This window comes from Pseudomonas sp. FG43 (genome assembly GCF_057809175.1).
In genome coordinates this window covers 19,825-38,977 of sequence record NZ_JBMDJL010000021.1, presented here as the reverse complement: position 1 = coordinate 38,977, position 19,153 = coordinate 19,825, and the positions used below count along the sequence as shown (strand labels likewise).

The 19,153-nt window shown below is 57.5% G+C and carries 18 protein-coding genes and 1 pseudogene; 10 read left to right on the top strand and 9 right to left on the bottom strand.

Annotation, left to right across the window (positions count from 1 at the left end):
- Window positions 1-6 precede the first annotated feature (6 nt).
- From ACODS3_RS21360 to ACODS3_RS21350, 3 genes are read left to right on the top strand one after another with little or no spacing between them, the layout of a single operon-like run.
- Window positions 7-741, top strand: a complete 735-nt coding sequence (locus tag ACODS3_RS21360; RefSeq protein WP_489036151.1) for a DUF484 family protein — start codon at window positions 7-9, stop codon at window positions 739-741.
- Between the two features lie 2 nt (window positions 742-743).
- A complete protein-coding gene (gene xerC, locus ACODS3_RS21355; protein WP_201001090.1) occupies window positions 744-1,643 on the top strand; it encodes a tyrosine recombinase XerC in 900 nt (299 codons plus the stop codon).
- Entirely contained in the window at window positions 1,636-2,325 is a 690-nt protein-coding gene (locus ACODS3_RS21350) for an HAD family hydrolase (RefSeq protein ID WP_201019445.1), read from the top strand. Before xerC ends, ACODS3_RS21350 begins: the two co-directional genes overlap by 8 nt.
- 84 nt (window positions 2,326-2,409) lie before the next feature.
- Here ACODS3_RS21350 and sutA read toward each other — a convergent pair whose 3' ends face one another.
- From sutA to glnK, 4 genes are all read right to left on the bottom strand, one after another.
- The gene (sutA, locus tag ACODS3_RS21345; protein ID WP_025257954.1) at window positions 2,410-2,742 is read right to left on the bottom strand and encodes a transcriptional regulator SutA; all 333 of its coding nucleotides are present in this window, start codon (window positions 2,740-2,742) and stop codon (window positions 2,410-2,412) included.
- A 99-nt stretch (window positions 2,743-2,841) separates the two neighbouring features.
- Window positions 2,842-3,267, bottom strand: coding sequence for a secondary thiamine-phosphate synthase enzyme YjbQ (locus ACODS3_RS21340; protein WP_201001086.1), 426 nt, complete (start codon window positions 3,265-3,267; stop codon window positions 2,842-2,844).
- A gap of 243 nt (window positions 3,268-3,510) precedes the next feature.
- A complete protein-coding gene (locus tag ACODS3_RS21335) occupies window positions 3,511-4,848 on the bottom strand; it encodes an ammonium transporter (RefSeq protein ID WP_489036148.1) in 1,338 nt (445 codons plus the stop codon).
- A gap of 33 nt (window positions 4,849-4,881) precedes the next feature.
- The gene (gene glnK / locus ACODS3_RS21330; protein WP_002555808.1) at window positions 4,882-5,220 is read right to left on the bottom strand and encodes a P-II family nitrogen regulator; all 339 of its coding nucleotides are present in this window, start codon (window positions 5,218-5,220) and stop codon (window positions 4,882-4,884) included.
- 421 nt (window positions 5,221-5,641) lie between these two features.
- Here glnK and ACODS3_RS21325 point away from each other — a divergent pair, with 421 nt between their 5' ends.
- Window positions 5,642-5,908, top strand: coding sequence for an accessory factor UbiK family protein (locus ACODS3_RS21325; protein ID WP_201019446.1), 267 nt, complete (start codon window positions 5,642-5,644; stop codon window positions 5,906-5,908).
- A 25-nt stretch (window positions 5,909-5,933) separates the two neighbouring features.
- Entirely contained in the window at window positions 5,934-6,908 is a 975-nt protein-coding gene (locus ACODS3_RS21320) for a hypothetical protein (protein WP_489036145.1), read from the top strand.
- Window positions 6,909-6,934: 26 nt separating this feature from the next.
- On the opposite strand, the gene ACODS3_RS21315 is transcribed toward ACODS3_RS21320, so the two are convergent.
- On the bottom strand, window positions 6,935-7,477 hold the full coding sequence (locus ACODS3_RS21315) for a hypothetical protein (RefSeq protein ID WP_201019448.1): 543 nt from the start codon (window positions 7,475-7,477) through the stop codon (window positions 6,935-6,937).
- A gap of 434 nt (window positions 7,478-7,911) precedes the next feature.
- Between ACODS3_RS21315 and ACODS3_RS21310 the strand changes: the two genes are divergently transcribed.
- From ACODS3_RS21310 to ACODS3_RS21300, 3 genes are all read left to right on the top strand, one after another.
- Entirely contained in the window at window positions 7,912-8,115 is a 204-nt protein-coding gene (locus ACODS3_RS21310; protein ID WP_201019449.1) for a hypothetical protein, read from the top strand.
- Window positions 8,116-8,137: 22 nt separating this feature from the next.
- Entirely contained in the window at window positions 8,138-8,812 is a 675-nt protein-coding gene (locus tag ACODS3_RS21305; RefSeq protein WP_304574136.1) for a hypothetical protein, read from the top strand.
- A gap of 201 nt (window positions 8,813-9,013) precedes the next feature.
- Window positions 9,014-10,507 carry a YifB family Mg chelatase-like AAA ATPase gene (locus tag ACODS3_RS21300; RefSeq protein WP_489036142.1) on the top strand — a complete coding sequence of 498 codons (1,494 nt, stop codon included), beginning with the start codon at window positions 9,014-9,016 and terminating at the stop codon, window positions 10,505-10,507.
- An 87-nt stretch (window positions 10,508-10,594) separates the two neighbouring features.
- Here ACODS3_RS21300 and ACODS3_RS21295 read toward each other — a convergent pair whose 3' ends face one another.
- From ACODS3_RS21295 to ACODS3_RS21285, 3 genes and pseudogenes are all read right to left on the bottom strand, one after another.
- Window positions 10,595-11,317, bottom strand: a complete 723-nt coding sequence (locus tag ACODS3_RS21295) for a methyl-accepting chemotaxis protein (RefSeq protein WP_374004995.1) — start codon at window positions 11,315-11,317, stop codon at window positions 10,595-10,597.
- Window positions 11,318-11,449: 132 nt separating this feature from the next.
- Window positions 11,450-12,571, bottom strand: a pseudogene (locus ACODS3_RS21290) (Cache 3/Cache 2 fusion domain-containing protein); the annotation flags it as partial.
- A 189-nt stretch (window positions 12,572-12,760) separates the two neighbouring features.
- Complete coding sequence (locus ACODS3_RS21285) at window positions 12,761-13,681, bottom strand: LysR substrate-binding domain-containing protein (RefSeq protein ID WP_201001075.1); 921 nt, start codon at window positions 13,679-13,681, stop codon at window positions 12,761-12,763.
- 156 nt (window positions 13,682-13,837) lie between these two features.
- On the opposite strand from ACODS3_RS21285, the gene ACODS3_RS21280 reads away from it, so the two are divergent.
- Entirely contained in the window at window positions 13,838-15,238 is a 1,401-nt protein-coding gene (locus ACODS3_RS21280) for a NorM family multidrug efflux MATE transporter (protein ID WP_201019454.1), read from the top strand.
- Between the two features lie 10 nt (window positions 15,239-15,248).
- On the opposite strand, the gene ACODS3_RS21275 is transcribed toward ACODS3_RS21280, so the two are convergent.
- Window positions 15,249-16,910 (bottom strand): putative bifunctional diguanylate cyclase/phosphodiesterase, encoded by a 1,662-nt coding sequence (locus ACODS3_RS21275; RefSeq protein ID WP_489036139.1) that lies wholly within the window; start codon window positions 16,908-16,910, stop codon window positions 15,249-15,251.
- Window positions 16,911-17,112: 202 nt separating this feature from the next.
- Between ACODS3_RS21275 and rep the strand changes: the two genes are divergently transcribed.
- Window positions 17,113-19,122, top strand: coding sequence for a DNA helicase Rep (gene rep, locus ACODS3_RS21270; RefSeq protein ID WP_201001072.1), 2,010 nt, complete (start codon window positions 17,113-17,115; stop codon window positions 19,120-19,122).
- Window positions 19,123-19,153: the final 31 nt, after the last annotated feature.

Genomic DNA, 19,153 nt, shown 5'->3' with positions numbered 1-19,153 from the left:
AATGCGATGACAGATCAGCCTCCGGCTTCAACCAGCAACACCAGCGAATCGCCTGCCGATAGCGCAGTGCCAAACCTTGAAGCAGAGGCGGTTATCGCTTTCCTGCTCAAACAACCGGACTTCTTCGCCGAACACGACGAGTTACTGGTGTCGATGCGTATCCCTCACCAGCGCGGCGATACTGTCTCGCTGGTCGAGCGTCAGCTCAAATTGCTGCGTGAACGCAATATCGAAATGCGTCATCGACTCTCGCAGTTGATGGATGTTGCCCGCGACAACGATCGTCTGTTCGAGAAAACCCGGCGCCTCAACCTCGCCATGATGGACGCCACCAGCCTGGATGAACTCATCATTGCGGTGGAAGACAGCCTGCGTCAGGAGTTCAAGGTGCCTTTTGTCAGCCTTGTCCTGTTCAGTGACAACCCCATGCCGGTCGGCCGTTGGGTAAGCAGTGCCGACGCACAGAAAGCCATTGGCGGCCTGATTGGCGAGAAAACAGTGTGCGGCGCATTGCGCGAGCATGAACTGACCTTCCTGTTCGGCAACGAACAAAGCAAGGAAGTGGGCTCCACCGCAATCGTGACCCTGAATCATCTGGGCCTGCACGGTGTACTCGCCATCGGCAGCCGCGACCCGCAGCACTATAAAAGCTCGGTCGGCACCCTGTTCCTCAGCTATATCGCTGACGTGCTGAGCCGCTTGCTGCCACGCTTCACTCACTCGCTACGCTCGGTTCGCTAGGCATGGAACAGCATCTGGACGCCTACTGCACTCACCTGCGCAGTGAGCGTCAGGTGTCGCCCCACACGCTGGAAGCCTACCGGCGCGACTTGAACAAAGTCCTCGAATTCAGCAAGAAAGCCAATATCTCAAGCTGGGTGGACCTGGATATCCAGCACCTGCGCAGCTTCATTGCCCGCCAGCATCAGCAAGGCCAGTCCTCACGAAGCCTGGCGCGCATGCTGTCGGCAGTGCGCGGGCTCTATAAGTACCTGTGCCGCGAAGGCCTGTGCGAGCACGACCCCGCCAATGGTCTTGCGCCTCCCAAAGGCGAGCGGCGACTGCCCAAGACCCTCGACACCGACCGCACAGCGCAACTTCTCGATGGCGCAGTCGAGGATGATTTTCTGGCTCATCGTGATCAGGCCATCCTTGAACTGCTGTATTCCTCAGGGCTGCGACTGTCGGAGCTTACGAGCCTGAACCTCGACCAGCTGGACCTGAGCGACGGACTGGTCCAGGTGCTCGGCAAAGGCAGCAAGACGCGCGTGCTTCCGGTGGGCAGCAAAGCCCGTCAGGCACTGGAAACCTGGCTGCCCCTGCGCGCCCTGGCCAACCCGCAGGACGACGCAGTATTCGTCAGCCAGCAAGGCAAACGCCTTGGCCCACGAGCGATCCAGAAGCGTGTCAAGACCGCCGGAGAACGAGAGCTGGGACAAAACCTGCACCCGCACATGCTGCGTCACTCATTTGCGAGCCATCTGCTGGAGTCCTCGCAGGACCTGCGCGCCGTGCAGGAACTGCTCGGCCATGCCGACATCAAGACCACACAAATCTATACCCACCTGGACTTTCAACATCTGGCCAGCGTGTACGACAGCGCCCACCCCCGCGCCAGACGCAAAGGATCTGCCGATGATTAAGCTCATTACTTTCGATCTCGATGACACGTTATGGGACACGGCCCCGGCCATCGCCAGTGCCGAAACGGTACTGCGCAACTGGCTGGGCGAGCATGCGCCCAGGCTCGGACCATTGCCGATCGAACACTTGTGGGAAATCCGCTCACGCCTGGTCGAAGCCGAGCCGACCCTCAAGCACCGCATCAGCGCCCTGAGACGACGGGTACTGTTTCATGCCCTGCAAGACGCAGGATACGGCTCCTGCGAAGCACAGGACCTGGCCGAAAAGAGTTTTGAAGTGTTCCTGCATGCCCGGCATCAGGTGCAGATATTCCCAGAGGTGCAACCGACCCTGGAAATCCTCGCCAAGACCTTCACCCTGGGCGTCATTACCAACGGCAATGCCGATGTGCGTCGCCTGGGTCTGGCGGACTACTTCACCTTCGCGCTATGCGCCGAAGACCTGGGCATCGGCAAACCCGATCCCGCGCCGTTTCTGGAAGCGCTCAAACGTGGCAACAGCGACGCCAGCAACGCCGTCCATATCGGCGACCACCCCAGCGACGATATAGAAGGCGCGCAGCGCGCCGGCATGCGAGCCATCTGGTACAACCCGCAAGGCAAGACCTGGGAAGCCGACAGACTGCCCGATGCAGAGATTGACAACCTGAACCAGTTGCCCGAGATCCTGAAACGACTGTAGCGAATTCATTCGCTCCTACAAAACCATCGCCCAAGAAAAAGCCCGCAGCGACAGCGGGCTTTTTCTCATACAGTCATTGCCCCCTTAGATAGGGCGGCTACCGTATTTGTTGTCTGGCTTCTTGGGCGGATCGGCGACCACATTGGCCTCCACTTCCTGCACCTTGCCACCACGAGCGAGGAATTCTTCCATCGCACGGGCCAGAGCATCACGCTCTTTGTTCTTGGCTTCTACGCTGGGCAGCTCATCGACCGAAACAGCAGCCTTGGACTTGCCCTTGGCAGGTGTAGCCGAGACTTCAGCACCATCATCAGAGTCGGCAGCGTCGTCTTCAGGAGCAGCAGCAAGCTCCTCGCCGTCTTCCTCACCTTCCAGATCGTCTACCAGATCGTCGTTATCGTTGTCGTCGTCGCTCATGTTCTACCTCATGACTTGCGAAAGCAGATTAGTTATAGCCCAACAGCCTCAAAAATCGAAGGCTGTCGGAAAAAATTCAACAACCACTGAAAACAGTAGTCATGTCCATTCACCCTGAAGGGTTGCAAGAACATTGCGAGCACCGCCAACCTCTCGATGCTCACCCAAATAAACACCTTGCCAGGTGCCCAACGCCAATCGCCCAGCCGTTACCGGTAAAACCAACTGGCAGCCTAACAAACTGGCCTTGAAATGCGCCGGCAAATCGTCAGGACCTTCGTCGTTATGTTCATATCCGTCAGTACCCTCTGGGACCAGACGGCTGAAAAAGCGCTCGAAATCACGACGTACCGCCGGGTCGGCATTCTCGTTGACGGTCAACGAGGCCGAGGTATGTTGCAGCCACAAATGCAGCAATCCGACTCGACAACCACGCAGCTCAGGCAAGCCTGCCAGTATCTCGTCCGTCACCAGATGAAACCCGCGAGGCCTTGCCCGGAGGGTGATTCTGGATTGATGCCACATACCGTTCTCCGCACGTTCGGCGCGCATTCTAACTCGACTGAGAAAAAAGCAAAGCGCGCAATAAACAAGCCGCTCCCGCAAGTTAACGATCATCTCTGTGGCAACGTTACAACCATTGCACCGATATGCCCGAATCATTGACAGCAGCACAGACAATGGAATCTGGAATACTCATATGGTTCACAAAACACGGATAAAAAAAATGCCCGGAGACCGGGCATTTCTTTCTGCAGCTACGGCTAATTACAAGTTGTAGCCACGCTCATTGTGTTGCGCAAGGTCCAGACCCACAGACTCTTCTTCATCGGTAACACGCAGACCAATCACAACGTCCAGCACCTTGAGGATGATGAAGGTCACGATCGCGGTGTAAACCACGGTGAAGGCTACGCCTTTGAACTGAATCCAGACTTGAGCGCCGATGTCGGTCACAGTACCGAAACCGCCCAGTGCAGGAGCCGCGAACACACCGGTCAGGATCGCACCGACGATACCGCCGACACCGTGAACGCCGAATGCATCCAGGGAGTCATCGTAGCCCAGCTTGCGTTTCAGGCTGGTGGCGCAGAAGAAGCAGATCACGCCAGACGCCAGACCGATGATCAGGGCACCCATCGGGCCTGCGGTACCGGCAGCCGGAGTGATGGCAACCAGACCGGCAACCACGCCCGAAGCGATACCCAGGGCGCTTGGCTTGCCGTGAGTCAGCCACTCGGCGAACATCCAGCCCAGAGCAGCAGCAGCGGTAGCGATCTGGGTAACCAGCATGGCCATACCGGCAGTGCCGTTTGCAGCAGCAGCGGAACCGGCGTTGAAACCGAACCAACCGATCCACAGCATGGCTGCGCCGATCAGGGTGTAACCCAGGTTGTGCGGAGCCATCGGAGTGGTCGGGAAACCTTTACGCTTGCCCAGTACCAGACAGGCAACCAGACCAGCCACACCAGCGTTGATGTGAACGACGGTGCCGCCTGCGAAGTCCAGAACGCCCCAGTCCCACATCAGGCCACCGACACCACCCCAGACCATGTGGGCGATTGGTGCGTAGACCAGAGTGAACCAGATACCCATGAAGATCAGCATCGCGGAGAACTTCATGCGTTCTGCGAAAGCACCGACAATCAGGGCCGGAGTGATGATGGCGAAGGTCATCTGGAAGGTGACGAACACTGCTTCAGGGAACAGGGCCGCAGAACCGGTGATGCTGGAAGGCGTGATGCCCGCCAGGAACGCCTTGCCCAGACCGCCGAAGAAGGAGTTGAAGTTGACGACGCCAGCTTCCATACCAGTAGTGTCGAACGCAAGGCTGTAGCCGTAAACGACCCACAGGATGCTGATCAGACCAGTGATAGCGAAGCACTGCATCATCACGGAAAGAATGTTTTTGGAGCGGACCATGCCGCCGTAGAACAAGGCAAGACCCGGAATGGTCATGAACAGTACCAGAGCGGTAGCTGTCAGCATCCAGGCTGTGTCACCTGAGTTGAGAACAGGGGCTGCCACTTCGTCTGCCGCCATGGCAAGGCCAGGGGTTACGAGGGACAACAGGGCTCCTAGCCCTGCGAATTGACGCAGAGTCATATTGTTTACTCCTGGGGCGTGGGGTTTGGCGGCTTAAATGGCGTCGGTATCGGTTTCGCCGGTACGGATGCGTATAGCCTGTTCCAGATTCACAACAAAAATTTTGCCGTCCCCGATCTTGCCGGTGTTGGCAGCCTTGGTGATGGCCTCGATGACACGATCCAGATCCTTGTCATCGATAGCGACGTCGATCTTCACTTTTGGAAGGAAGTCGACTACGTATTCAGCACCGCGATACAGCTCGGTGTGTCCCTTTTGGCGACCGAAACCTTTTACCTCGGTAACAGTGATGCCCTGCACGCCGATTTCGGACAGCGACTCGCGCACGTCGTCCAACTTGAACGGCTTGATGATGGCAGTGACTAGCTTCATGAAAACTTTCTCCCGAATTGGTGGACTTGCCCCAGGAAAACAAACCCGACTCAAGTCTAAGCGCAGTGCCTGGCTTTGTAACGTGTCGGCCGCCGGTTAAAGGCCAGACCAACTCCAGAAAACCGCTTCTGACGAAACACATCCCCGCTCCGCCTGCCGCACTGCATTCGTCACAGCGACTGCATCAGTGCATGGGTCACAAGCCATTAAGCAGAAAGCTTGCCATCTCCTGAATATTCATCAAATACAGGGCCTTGAGCACTTTTTCAGCCGTGAAAACCCTATCGACCACCGAACAACGCACAACTACAGTGCACTCGTGCACGCCACGACGCTCAATAACTGTGCATCGCCAATGCACTGAAAATGACTATAGACGCTGCGTGCTACACTGCCGCCCATCTGATTCAGGAAAAACATCATGCTCGCGCCCAAAGCTTTCCTCGACGCCCTGAGCGGCCACGCCTCCCGCCTGTTCAACGGCGAAACCCCACTGCCACGCAACGAATTCGAGACCCAGTTCAAGGCCCTGCTGCAAAGCGGCTTCAGCAAACTGGATCTGGTCAGCCGCGAAGAGTTCGACAGCCAGATGGCCGTCCTTGCCCGCACGCGGGCTCGCCTTGAGGCGCTGGAGGCCAAGGTGGCGCAGATGGAAGAAAAGATCGGGGCCAGCGGCCGGGACGACTGACGTCTGGAGCGATAAGAAGGGATGCATGGCAACGTTTCAATTTCACGATGACCTTGACGGCGCCAAGGCTCATTCAGCGACCCTGGCGCTGCACAGGCTGGAATTCGGGCATCGTGGCTTCCTTCCCCAGCCAGACGACCTGACGGGAACGGTCACATTTATTCGCTATGGCAATAAGTGCTACGCCATCACCGCCAAGCATGTAGTGGATTATCTTGCTCATCAGGCAGCCGAGAGCTATCAACCCGTTCGTTACTTCTGCCCGGTAAACAAGGGGCTGACGATCAGGGGCCCATTTATATCTGCGCCGCTGGACTTCGCGAATAATCAGCCCGATGTCGCTATAACTCCAATCATCGAAGCTTATGTCCTGAGTATCGGTAAACGGCCATTCGTGATCCAGGAACATGATCCTGTCTGGCCCCTGCCTTACGCCATGGCAACAGGATTCCCGACTGCCGAAAAAAGGGATGTTCCAGACAAGTCAGGCAGCACCAACCTGAGCATGGGTTTTGTAAGAGCCATCGCAGAAGGCAATGGCGCTGATGGCAAGCATCACAGCGTTACCTTTTACAGCGATCTCGACGCACTACCTCCCATTACAAAGCTGAGTGGCATGAGCGGAGGGCCGGTGTTCTGGTCGGACACCGAGCGTTATGGCCTCGTCGGCTTTGTAAAAGAAGCACTGGAACAGGATGGCGGAGAAGTGACCAGCGACACACCCAAGGTCCACTTCGTGGTGCAAAGAGCCGATAGCTTCATTCTGCGTGAATGGATTGATCACGTAGAACGAAACTGGCCTCGTGAAAGAGAAAAGCAGGATGCCCAGGAAGCCCTTTTTTTCAAGGAAACAGAAGAGAAGAGCCAGCGTGACCTGCAAGAGTTTCTCAGGCGTTCACGCCTGAATATCGCCTATCGCGAATGGCGCGCCAGACTGAAACCGGGTGATCGATCGCCACGCAAAAGAAACTACGAGCAATACTTTCCCGATTGGTTTTGAAAGTCAGAGCAAGGGATTGATCAAAGCTATCCGGCAAAACCCACCACCTGAATAAAAACAGCCCAACCGCCGAGCAGAATCCAGAAAACTGCAAAAATCCAGGGCGTACGCATCGAAAAGAGCAGCGCCTTGCGATACCCCTTGTGCGTCGATTCATGTTCATTGAACAGCGGCGATTCGTCATACGCTATTCCCATGATAGGCTCACTGCGCAGCAACTCGCTTTGCTTGTAATGCCAATGATCGATGATGTCATAAGCCGCACGAATCCCCGGCCAGGCATTCAACGAACTCAACGCCCCCAACAACGCCAGAAACGGCGGCACAAACATCGTGAACAGCTTGCCCCACTCCGGATTGAGGTTTGCCATACAAGAAGCGAAAGCGATCACCAGAAAGGATTGCGCGGTCAGATAGGCATCCGTTCGGTTGGCCAGAATGGTGGTTTCGTACTGGATCTCCTTTCGGTAGAAATCCAGACGGTCCTTCGGGGAGCCGAACATCTTGGCATCGTGTTCGGTGGCGTTGGAGGTTGTGTCTGTGGTTTGGGAAGTCAGAATTCTTGGCAAGAGCGGTGGTCTCCATGCGGGTTGCCTTGAATGGAGAGTGACCTGTGTGGGGGGTGGGTGTTCAGAAGAATTTACGGGGGGAGTAAATGCTATCGTGATTACACGGCTTCTACCGCGCGCCGGGCTCAGCACATGCAGAGGATCTTCTGCTGGCGTGGTCCAGAAATGGAACCGACCGCTGTCAATCTCATCTATGATTGTGCGATTGCCTTTTAAGGGCGGATGATTGGCGTGATGAGGCAAAGCTATACAGATGTATTTGCAATAGTTTTGCCAAAAATCAGTTGGAGATGGAGTTCGATGAAAATCATCCCTACAATAAGGGCGTTTTTTGGATTTCTCAATATCAAAATGATATCATTAATTCCAAAATGTCACTCTGACTACGCTCATTGAGGAGCGTCAGCCGAATTATTCAAAGGAAGGATCATAGAATGTGGTTCAAGATGCTACTTAGGGCTTTGCTCCCTACCTTTGCCCCCATACCCGAGAAGCGCTCTATTGAAGCAGATGCTGTCGTGGCGCATAAAATTGTTCGTTCCTATGCTCGGGGCAATGTGAATCTGCAGCGCGGCCGATACATGACGGCAGACAAACTCGAAGCTCGCAAGCGCCAGCTCGCTCTCCATTCGTTCTGAGAAAGCTTACATCGTGACAAACTTGTCCCTTCCTGATGTGCAGGAGTTGGATCAGCGCGCACACGCCCATGAATTGGTGCGCCTATTCCAACTCGCCGAGAACAAGATCAAGCTGGTCGAAAACCTCAATGGCGAGCTGTCCATTCCCGCGATAAATGAGCTGCGCTACGCTGGCTATCACATGGCCCAGTATTTGGCAGGAACCGGGGAAGCTCCTGAAACGCAGCTAAGCAAAGCTGAAAATCACTGTAAACGAGCCATCTATGATGCCGTAGAAGCGGGGATCATCAACCAATTAGAGCTGATCAAGAAATTCCAAAATGACTTCGCAGGTGTAGCCATCAAGGATGTCATTCCGCACTACTCGGACCTCCGTAAACGAATCAAAGCTGCGCAGAAGCTGCTCTCTAAATCCAAGGAAGAAAAGCAGAAACGAGCTGACTACTATGAAGAATGCTCAGCGCACCTCGAAAATCTTCGCATTACGTACGAGGAGCTTGAAGACAACCGCGATGATCTAGTAAGGCAGTTGACCAAGACCAATCGAGAGGTGCGTAACTATTTCATGATGGGAGCTACGCTGCTCGTCTGCACTGTGGCCATGATCTACGCAATGCTGGGTTACCATAAACCATTAGCCGAGCCGACTATTGCACTGCAACACCCCCCAGCGCCGGCTGAGGTAGCAAAGCCATAGAACCGCTACGTGTAGAATGACAGGTTTTGGGCGAGCCTAAGCGTGGAGCGTTGACGCTTGCTCAATTACCACTCATGAAAAACACGCCCAGGAAAACCTACTCCCCCGACACAAACAGTAGAAGTTCCCTTCTAGCCCCCCAAAAAACCTGTCTATCCTTCAACACACCGCAGGAAGCGGCTCTCGTCATCAAGGAAGATCATGTCTCTCGCCATCGTCCACAGCCGCGCCCAGGTTGGCGTGGAAGCACCTGCCGTTACGGTCGAAGCCCATCTGGCCAACGGCCTGCCAACCCTGACGCTGGTCGGTTTGCCGGAAGGCGCGGTCAAGGAAAGCAAGGATCGGGTGCGTAGCGCCATTCTCAATTCGGGGCTGGATTTTCCGGCGCGGCGGATCACGCTCAATCTCGCTCCGGCTGATTTGCCGAAAGACGGTGGCCGCTTTGATCTGGCCATTGCGCTGGGGTTGCTGGGTGCAAGCGGGCAGTTGCCGTTGCTGGCGTTGCAGGATGTGGAGTGTCTGGGCGAGCTGGCGTTGTCGGGGGCGATTCGGCCGGTTCAGGGTGTTTTGCCTGCTGCGCTGGCGGCTCGGGCGGCAGAGCGGACGCTGATCATTCCGGCGGCGAATGCTGAAGAAGCGTGTCTGGCTTCAGGGTTGCGGGTCATTGCGGTGAATCATTTGCTGGAACTGGTCGCGCATTTCAATGGGCGCACGCCTATTCAGCCTTATCAGAGCAGCGGGCTTTTGCATCAGCCCAAGCCTTACCCGGATTTGAGCGAAGTTCAGGGCCAGACCGCCGCCAAGCGCGCCTTGGTGGTGGCGGCGGCCGGGGCGCACAACCTGCTTTTCAGTGGCCCGCCGGGCACGGGCAAAACCTTGCTCGCCAGCCGATTGCCGGGGCTGTTGCCGCCGCTGGATGAGTACGAAGCGCTGGAGGTGGCGGCGATTCAATCGGTGGCCAGTCAGGTGCCGCTGAGCAGTTGGCCGCAGCGCCCTTTCAGGCAACCTCATCACTCGGCGTCAGGACCTGCGTTGGTTGGCGGTGGCAGTCGCCCTCAACCTGGCGAGATAACATTGGCTCATCACGGAGTTTTATTTTTAGATGAATTACCCGAATTCGACCGCCGCGTGCTGGAGGTTTTGCGCGAGCCGCTGGAGTCTGGCCATATCGTGATTTCCCGGGCGCGGGATCGGGTTCGGTTCCCGGCACGCTTTCAACTGGTCGCAGCCATGAACCCTTGCCCGTGCGGTTATATGGGTGAGCCCACCGGACGGTGCCGCTGTTCGACCGAGCAGATCCAGCGTTATCGCAACAAGCTGTCCGGGCCGTTGCTGGACCGGATCGATCTGCACCTGACTGTCGCTCGCGAAGCCACTGCCCTCAACCCGGCACCACAGACCGGCGACGACACTGCCAGTGCCGCCGCGCTGGTTGCAAAAGCTCGTGATCGCCAGCAAAGACGCCAAGGCTGCGCCAATGCCTTCCTCGATCTACCGGGACTGCGTGAGCATTGTGCGTTGTCGGCGGCCGATGAAACCTGGCTGGAAACGGCATGCGAGCGGCTGACCCTGTCGTTGCGGGCCGCGCACCGGCTGCTGAAAGTGGCGAGAACCCTGGCGGATCTGGAGCAGGTGGATGCGATTGATCGTCGCCATCTGGCCGAAGCATTGCAGTATCGGCCTGCGAGTAATTGAGATCGGTTTCTATGGCAGTCACATCTTTTCGCGGATAAATCCGCTCCTACACGGCTCGGTAGGAGCGAATTCATTCGCGAAAAACAATCAACGGAAGCGATCAACCTCTTGGCGCAATTCAGACGCCAGGGAGTTGAGTTCTTCTGCGGTGATTGCCAGGTTGGACACCACTTCGCGTTGTTCGCTGTTGGCCATGGCGATGCTTTGCAGGTTGCTGCTCAGCATGGTGGCGGTGCTGCTTTGCTCTTGCGTGGCCGTGGTGATCGCTGCGAACTGGTGGCCGGCGGAGCGGCTTTGTTCGTCGATCTGGGCCAGTGCAGCCGCAACCTTGGCGTTACGCGACAGGCCGTCCTGCATCAGGACGTTGCCCTGCTGCATGGTGCTGATGGCGTTGCCGGTTTCTTGCTGGATGCTGGCGATCATGCCGGAGATTTCGTCAGTGGCCTGACGGGTACGCGAAGCCAGGCTGCGAACCTCATCGGCTACCACGGCAAAGCCGCGGCCTTGTTCACCGGCACGGGCCGCTTCGATGGCTGCGTTGAGTGCCAGCAGGTTGGTCTGGTCGGCAATCGAGGTAATCACGCCGACGATGCTGCCGATTTCCTGGGAACGCTGCCCCAGTGTGTCGATCACGGTCGCAGTGCTGTTCAACGACGTTGCGATCTGTTGCAGCGCAGAAGAAGCTTCGTCCATGGAGGTACGACCGATGCGGGTCTGTTGCGCGTTTTCCTGCGCCAGACGCTCGGTGTTCTTCATGTTGTCGGCAATATTCAGAGAGGTAGCGCTGAACTCTTCGACCGCGCCAGCCATGCTGGTGATTTCGCCGGACTGCTGCTCCATGCCTTCATAAGCGCCTCCTGACAGACCGGACAATGCATGAGCACGGGTGCTCACTTCCTGGGCCGCGGTACGGATATGAGAAACCATGTTCGACAGGGCTTCGCTCATCTTGTTGAAGCTACCCGCCAGTTGCCCGATCTCGTCGTGGCTGGAAACCTGCAAGCGGACGCTCAGGTCGCCAGAGCCCAGGGCATCGGCCTGACGCACCAGTTCAGACAACGGACGCAATTTGCTGCGCAGCAGCCAGATGGCGCCGCCCACGGAAATCAACATCGCCAGCAGGCTGCCAATGGCCAGCTTGGTGCCTACGCTCCAGGTGACTTCGCTGATCTCGTCACCCGGCATGCTGGCCAGTACGGTCCACGGGCCACCGCTGAAAGGCTGGCCAACGCTGTAGAAATCCTGCACGCCATCGTTCCAGAACAGTCCTTTGCCTGGCTGTTTGACCGCTCCGGCTACGGACTTGGCGGCATCATCAGGCGATTTGGCGCCTGCTGGCGCGACCAGCCACCGGTTTTGCTCGTCCAGCAATGCCAGCGAGCCGGTCTTGCCGATACGGAAGTTTCTGAGGTTCTCGAACTGGGCTTTCTGCGCGTCGGTGTAATCAAAGCCTACGAACAAGGCTGCAATGATCTTGCCGCTGCTGTCGCGAACCGGGCTGTATTGGGTCATGTAGTAGCGTTCGAACAACACTGCCTTGCCCACATACTCCTGACCGGCCATCAGGCGCTCATAGGCCGGGCCTTTGCGATCAAGCACTGTGCCGATGGCGCGAGTGCCGTCCTGCTTGCTCAGGGAGGTGCTGATGCGGACGAAGTCATCGCCACTGCGCACGAAAATAGTGGCGACACCCGCCGTCAGACGACGAAACTCGTCGACCTCGGTAAAGTCGTTGTTCAGAGCTGTATCACCCAGATACAAGCCCGGGGTCTGGGTCCCGGCCACGGTGACAGGCTTGTCGGTCTGCAGGCTCAGGCCGCCAGAGAAACGCTTTTCAAACAGCCCGCTCAGGCGCTGCGTGCTGTCACGCAAGGTGCTGTGAAAAGTGTTGAGCTGGTCAGCGAGCAGACGAGCCTCACTGGACATGTGTTCTTCACGGATGACAAGGTTGGCAGCGTCCAGAGATCGCAAGGCGAAAAGAGTACTGCCGCTTATCACCACCGCAAGAATCACAGCCAAAGCAATACCGAGTTGCGAAGCAATCCGGGCACGGGGCTTGGACATAAAGGCTCCAGGCTGAATTATCGGGTTCGCCAACTCCCTGGCCGACCATCCAGCAAATTCTAATAAGATTTGAGATTAAACCGTTTTGAACAAACGGCCCTTCAAGAGTAAGTTCGGCTCACAAGTGAAATACTTGAGTCCGATGTACGGATATTAGCAAACAGATGGCAAATCGCCCAATCACACTAACTATTTAAGTCTTTCGACCTGCGGTAGTTGCATCGCCTGCACTTCGCTTTGCAAAAATTCACTTAACCGCCGCAACCGCTCTAAACCGGGCCTTGTCTTGGGCCAGACCAGATAATAGTTCTCGCCGCTGAACACGGCGGTACGCCAGGGCAAGCTCAAACGGCCCTGTGCGACGTCTTCGGCAACCATCAATAAATCACCCATCGACAGCCCGTAACCCCGGGCGGCCGCGATCATGCCCAGCTCAAGGGTATCGAAAACCTGACCGCCCCTGAGCGAAACCTTGTCGGCCAGCCCCATGCGGTTCAGCCAGGTGCGCCAGTCACGCCGATCCGGCGTCGGGTGCAGCAACTCGATACTCGCCAGCCGCTCGACATCCCACGGCGGATCCTGCAGGAAGGCCGGGGCGCCGACCGGGATCAACAACTCCGGGAACAGCAAAGTCGATTCCCAATCCGGCGGGAAATGCCCACGGCTCAACAGAACTGCACAATCAAAGGGCTCTTGCGAGAAATCCACAGCATCGATATCCATCCAGGCACTGGTCAACTGGACTTCGTTACCCACCTGTAAATGACGAAAACGGCTGAGCCGCGCCAATAGCCAACGCATGGTCAGGGTCGAAGGAGCTTTCATGCGCAAGATGCCTTCTTCAGCCTGTAACGTACTGCATGCACGCTCAAGCGCCTGAAACCCGTCTCGCACGCCAGGCAACAGGGCACGGGCAGCTTCGGTGAGTTGCAGGTTGCGGCCATTACGCTGAAACAGGCGGCAGGAAAAGTGATCTTCAAGCGTACGAATATGGCGACTGACAGCGCTCTGCGTAATCGACAGTTCTTCTGCCGCGCGTGTGAACGAGGTATGCCGAGCGGCCGCTTCAAAAGCACGCAATGCATATAAAGGCGGAAGACTACGAAGCATGTAGATATTTCCAGAGCGGTAAGTCGCTACTGTACGATAAATGTACTCGCATGAGTTTTTCTCATGCTGATGATCGGATTTATCGCTTTGTGCTTGAGCGCTGGAATGCCGAGAATGTGCGCCTGATCAGTAGACGTGAAGTAGAGCCTCCCCATCATGCAACAGCCCGCCCTCAAAGAACTCTGGATCATCCTGCGCCTGGCCGGGCCGTTGATCGCGTCGCAGATGGCGCACATGCTGATGGTCTTCACCGATACCGTGATGATGGGCAAGATCGGCCCCGAAGCCTTGGCCGGTGGCGGTCTGGGCGCTGCCACTTACAGTTTTGTCTCGTTTTTCTGCGTGGGCGTGATGGCGGCAGTCGGCACGCTGGTGTCGATTCGTCACGGAGCAAACGATGCCGAGGGCGCAACACGGCTGACCCAGGCGGGCTTGTGGCTGGCATGGGGCATGGCTCTGGTGGCGGCGTTGCTGCTGTGGAACCTTGAACCGATCCTGCTCAAGCTCGGCCAGGATGAAGTCAACGTCCATATGGCCGCGCAATTCTTGACCACCTTGCCGCTGGCACTTCCCGGCCTGCTCAGCTTCATGGCCTTGCGTGGTTTCACCAGCGCCCTGGGACGTGCAGGCCCGGTCATGACCATCAGCCTGGCGGGTGCTGCTGCCAACTTTGCGCTCAATTACATGATGATCCACGGCTGGTTCGGCCTGCCCAACCTCGGCCTGATGGGGATCGGGCTGATCACCGCACTAGTGACCAACTGCATGGCACTCGCGCTGGCCCTGCATATCCGCCGCCACCCTGCTTATGCGGCCTATCCGATTCGCAAAGGGCTGTGGCAGTTGTCACGCAGCCACCTTAAAGAACTCTGGAACCTCGGCCTGCCGATTGGCGGAACCTATGCGGTGGAAGTCGGCTTGTTTACCTTTGCCGCGTTTTGCATGGGAGCCATGGGCAGCACCCAGATGGCTGCGCATCAGATCGCCGTTCAGACCGTGTCCATGGCGTTCATGATTCCGGTGGGGATTTCCTACGCCGTCACCATGCGCATCGGCCAGCATTACGGAGCAGGCAATATATTGATGGCCCGAACAGCCGGGCGGCTGGGTATATCGTTCGGCGGAGCAGTGATGCTGATGTTTGGCTTGCTGTTCTGGCTGGCGCCTCATCAAGTCATCGGCCTTTTTCTCGACCTCAATGATCCGGCGTTCACGGAAATTGTGATTCTGGCGGTAAAACTGTTGGCCATCGCGGCATGGTTCGAGCTGCTGGACGGCATGCAAACCATCGCCATGGGCGCCATTCGCGGGCTAAAGGATGCCAAGACCACCTTTCTTATCGGGCTGGTCTGCTACTGGCTGGTGGCAGCGCCCGCAGCATGGCTGCTGGCCTTTTCAACAGAGCTGGGCGCAGAAGGTGTCTGGTGGGGGCTGGCGTTGGGCCTGTTGTGTTCGGCCGTGGCGCTGACCTATGCGTTCGAGAAAAAGACCGCGCGGTTGATAAAGGTGGAGTCGAAGCGCGAGTCAGAAGGCAGCCTGGATGTCATCCACCCATGACTGACAGCCCTCACATCGCACGCGCGGATGAACTCGTTACCGGCCGATCCAGGTAGTCACACAACTCAGCCATCGGTAACGGTCGGCTGATGAGGTAACCCTGAACCTGATTGCAACCAAAGCTGTGCAGCAGCGCCAGTTGCTCCTGCTTTTCCACGCCCTCGGCCACCACTTCCAGGTTCAGGTTATGAGCCAGGTTGATCATTGCGTGGACCAGCTTGCGGTTTTCCTCACGCGACTCCATTTCTCCGACAAAGCTTTTGTCGATTTTGAGCAGCTCAATCGGCAGGCTGTTTAGGTGCATGAAGGAAGAAAAGCCGGTGCCGAAGTCATCGAGAGAAAAACGCACGCCCAGGCAACGCAATGCATCCATTATCTGCCGGACCTGATCGCTGCTGCGCATGACCGCCGTTTCGGTCAGCTCGAACTCCAGCCAGTGCGCATCGATTTCATGCTCGGCAATCAGACGGCTGAGGGTCGCCAGAAGCTGGCTGTCCTGAAACTGCCGGAACGACAGGTTGATCGCCATGTGCAGCGGCGCAAAGCCACGCTCGCGCAAGGCCTGCATATCCCGCAGGGCACGGAAAATGACCCAATACCCTAACGGTACAATCATGCCGCTTTGTTCGGCCAAGGGGACGAACTCGCTGGGCAGCAGCAGACCACGCTCGCTGTGGCGCCAGCGCACCAGTGCTTCAAGGCCGACAACAGCGCCGCTTTCCAGACACAGGCGTGGCTGATAATGCAGTTCAAGCTCATCATTGCGCAGGGCCTTGCGCAGTTCGGCCTCAAGGTCTGCAAGGCTGCGGGCGTTGCGGTTGATGCTTTCGTCGAAAAGATGAAACGTACAGCCTTGAAGGCTCTTGGCCTGGCGCATCGCGATATGGGCATGCCACATCAAGGGGTCAGCACCGGTCTCGACCCGAGAATGAGCGATCCCCAGGCTGCTGCCGATCAACAGGCTTTCACCGTCGATCCAGTAGGGTTCGGACAACGCATCGGTAATCCGCTCGGCCAGTTGTGCAGCACGTGTGGCTGTATGACGGGTGTCGATCAGCAGAGCGAACTCGTCGCCTCCCAGGCGAGCGATCTGATCCCCGGTATCGAGCTGGCTCTTGAGCCGCGCCACCACTTGCAGGATCAACCGGTCACCGGCCTGATGGCCCAGTGCATCGTTGGCACGGCGGAAGTTATCGAGGTCCAGATGCCCCAAGGCAAAACCGCTGCCTTCGGCCAGACGAGCGGTCAGTAACGCCTGAAAACCCTGTCGGTTGGCGATGCCGGTCAGCGGGTCCTGCCCGGCCAGGCGTTGCAGGGTGTCCTCCAGTACTGCGCGCTCACGCACATGACGCAGGCAGCGACGAAGGGTATCGGTCGTCAGGCTGTCACGGATCAGCCAGTCGCTGACACCTGCCGGCGCGACGAACGGTTCTTCGTCGAGCAGCAACACCATCGGCAATACGCAGCTTCCGGCAGGCGGTTGCAGTTCGGAAGTCGTCAACAGCAAGGCCGAGCGCGGTTTGTCGGGCTGGCTGTTGAATGCATTCCAGTCAGCGGCCTGATACAGAATGACCTCATCGCCCAGCGGCGCCAGACAATTGCGCAGCAGCGCCAGCCATTCGGGTTCCCTGACCAACAGTAACAACCGTAAGGGCTCGACAGGCACAGGCACGCTAACTCCCTAACTGCAAAGGAAAAACCGATAAGCATCCACTCAAACGAGTGCGACCGACTGGCGCATCTTCGCGCTTCGGCAAATGTAACAAAAACAAAAAATTTAGATAGCCGTCACTGCGGTGCAATGATGAACACTGCATAAATGTCTGGGCCTGTTAAAATGCCCGACCTTTTCGCAAACGACTCTCTATACCGCCATGTCCCGACTCAATCCCCGGCAACAGGAAGCCGTGAACTATGTCGGCGGCCCTCTTTTGGTGCTCGCCGGTGCTGGTTCCGGCAAGACCAGCGTGATCACACGCAAGATCGCCCATCTGATCCAGAACTGCGGCATTCGTGCGCAGTACATCGTGGCCATGACCTTCACCAACAAGGCCGCACGGGAGATGAAAGAGCGGGTCGGCACACTGCTGCGAGGTGGCGAAGGTCGCGGCCTGACAGTATCGACGTTCCACAATCTGGGCCTGAACATCATCCGCAAGGAGCATGTGCGGCTGGGCTACAAGCCAGGTTTCTCGATCTTCGACGAAACCGACGTCAAGGCCCTGATGACCGACATCATGCAGAAAGAGTATTCGGGCGACGACGGCGTCGACGAGATCAAGAACATGATCGGCGCCTGGAAGAACGACCTGATCCTGCCGCCCGAAGCGCTGGCCAACGCCCGCAACCCCAAGGAACAGACCGCCGCCATCGTCTACACCCACTATCAGCGCACGCTCAAGGCGTACAACGCGGTGGATTTCGACGACCTGATCCTGCTGCCGGTCAAGCTGTTCCAGGAACACGCCGACATTCTGGAAAAGTGGCAGAACAAGGTCCGCTACCTGCTGGTGGATGAGTACCAGGACACCAACGCCAGCCAGTATCTGCTGGTCAAACTGCTGATCGGCACCCGCCACCAGTTCACGGTGGTGGGCGACGATGACCAGTCGATCTATGCATGGCGCGGTGCGCGGCCGGAAAACCTGATGCTGCTCAAGGAAGACTATCCGTCGCTGAAAGTCGTGATGCTGGAGCAGAACTACCGTTCCACCAGCCGCATCCTGCGCTGCGCCAACGTGCTGATTTCCAACAACCCTCACGCCTTCGAGAAGCAGCTCTGGAGTGAAATGGGTCACGGCGACGAGATCCGCGTGATCCGCTGCCGCAACGAAGACGCCGAAGCCGAGCGGGTGGCGATGGAAATCCTCACCCTGCACCTGCGCACCGACCGGCCCTACAGCGATTTCGCCATCCTCTATCGCGGTAACTATCAGGCCAAGCTGATCGAGCTGAAATTGCAGCACCATCAGATTCCCTATCGACTGTCGGGCGGCAACAGCTTCTTTGGCCGCCAGGAAGTGAAGGACCTGATGGCCTACTTCCGCCTGTTGGTGAACCCGGACGACGACAACGCCTTTCTGCGCGTCATCAACGTCCCGCGCCGGGAAATTGGTTCCACGACCCTGGAAAAACTCGGCAACTACGCTACCGAGCGCAAGGTTTCGATGTACGCCGCCACCGAGGAAATCGGCCTGGGCGAACATCTGGACAGCCGTTACACCGACCGCCTGCAACGCTTCAAGCGCTGGATGGACGGCGTGCGCCAGCAATGTGCGCAGAACGACCCTATCGCGGCGCTGCGCAGCATGGTCATGGATATCGATTACGAGAACTGGATTCGTCAGAACAGCTCCAGCGACAAGGCCGCCGATTACCGCATGGGTAACGTCTGGTTCCTGATCGAAGCGCTCAAGAACACCCTGGAAAAAGACGAAGATGGCGGCATGACCATCGAAGAGGCCATTGGCAAGCTGGTCCTGCGTGACATGCTCGAACGTCAGCAGGAGGAGGAAGACGGCGCCGAAGGCGTGCAGATGATGACCCTGCATGCTTCCAAGGGCCTGGAATTCCCTTACGTGTTCATCATGGGCATGGAAGAAGAAATCCTGCCGCACCGCTCCAGCATCGAGGCCGACACCATCGAGGAAGAGCGCCGTCTGGCCTACGTGGGCATTACCCGCGCCCGGCAGACACTGGCGTTCACGTTTGCCGCCAAACGCAAGCAATACGGCGAGATCATCGACTGCGCGCCAAGCCGCTTCCTGGATGAGCTGCCGCCGGACGATCTGGCATGGGAAGGCAACGACGACACACCAACCGAAGTGAAAGCCGTGCGTGGCAATACAGCTCTGGCGGACATACGCGCCATGCTCAAGCGCTGAAACCTGAACAATAAACGATCAACCAATGCGC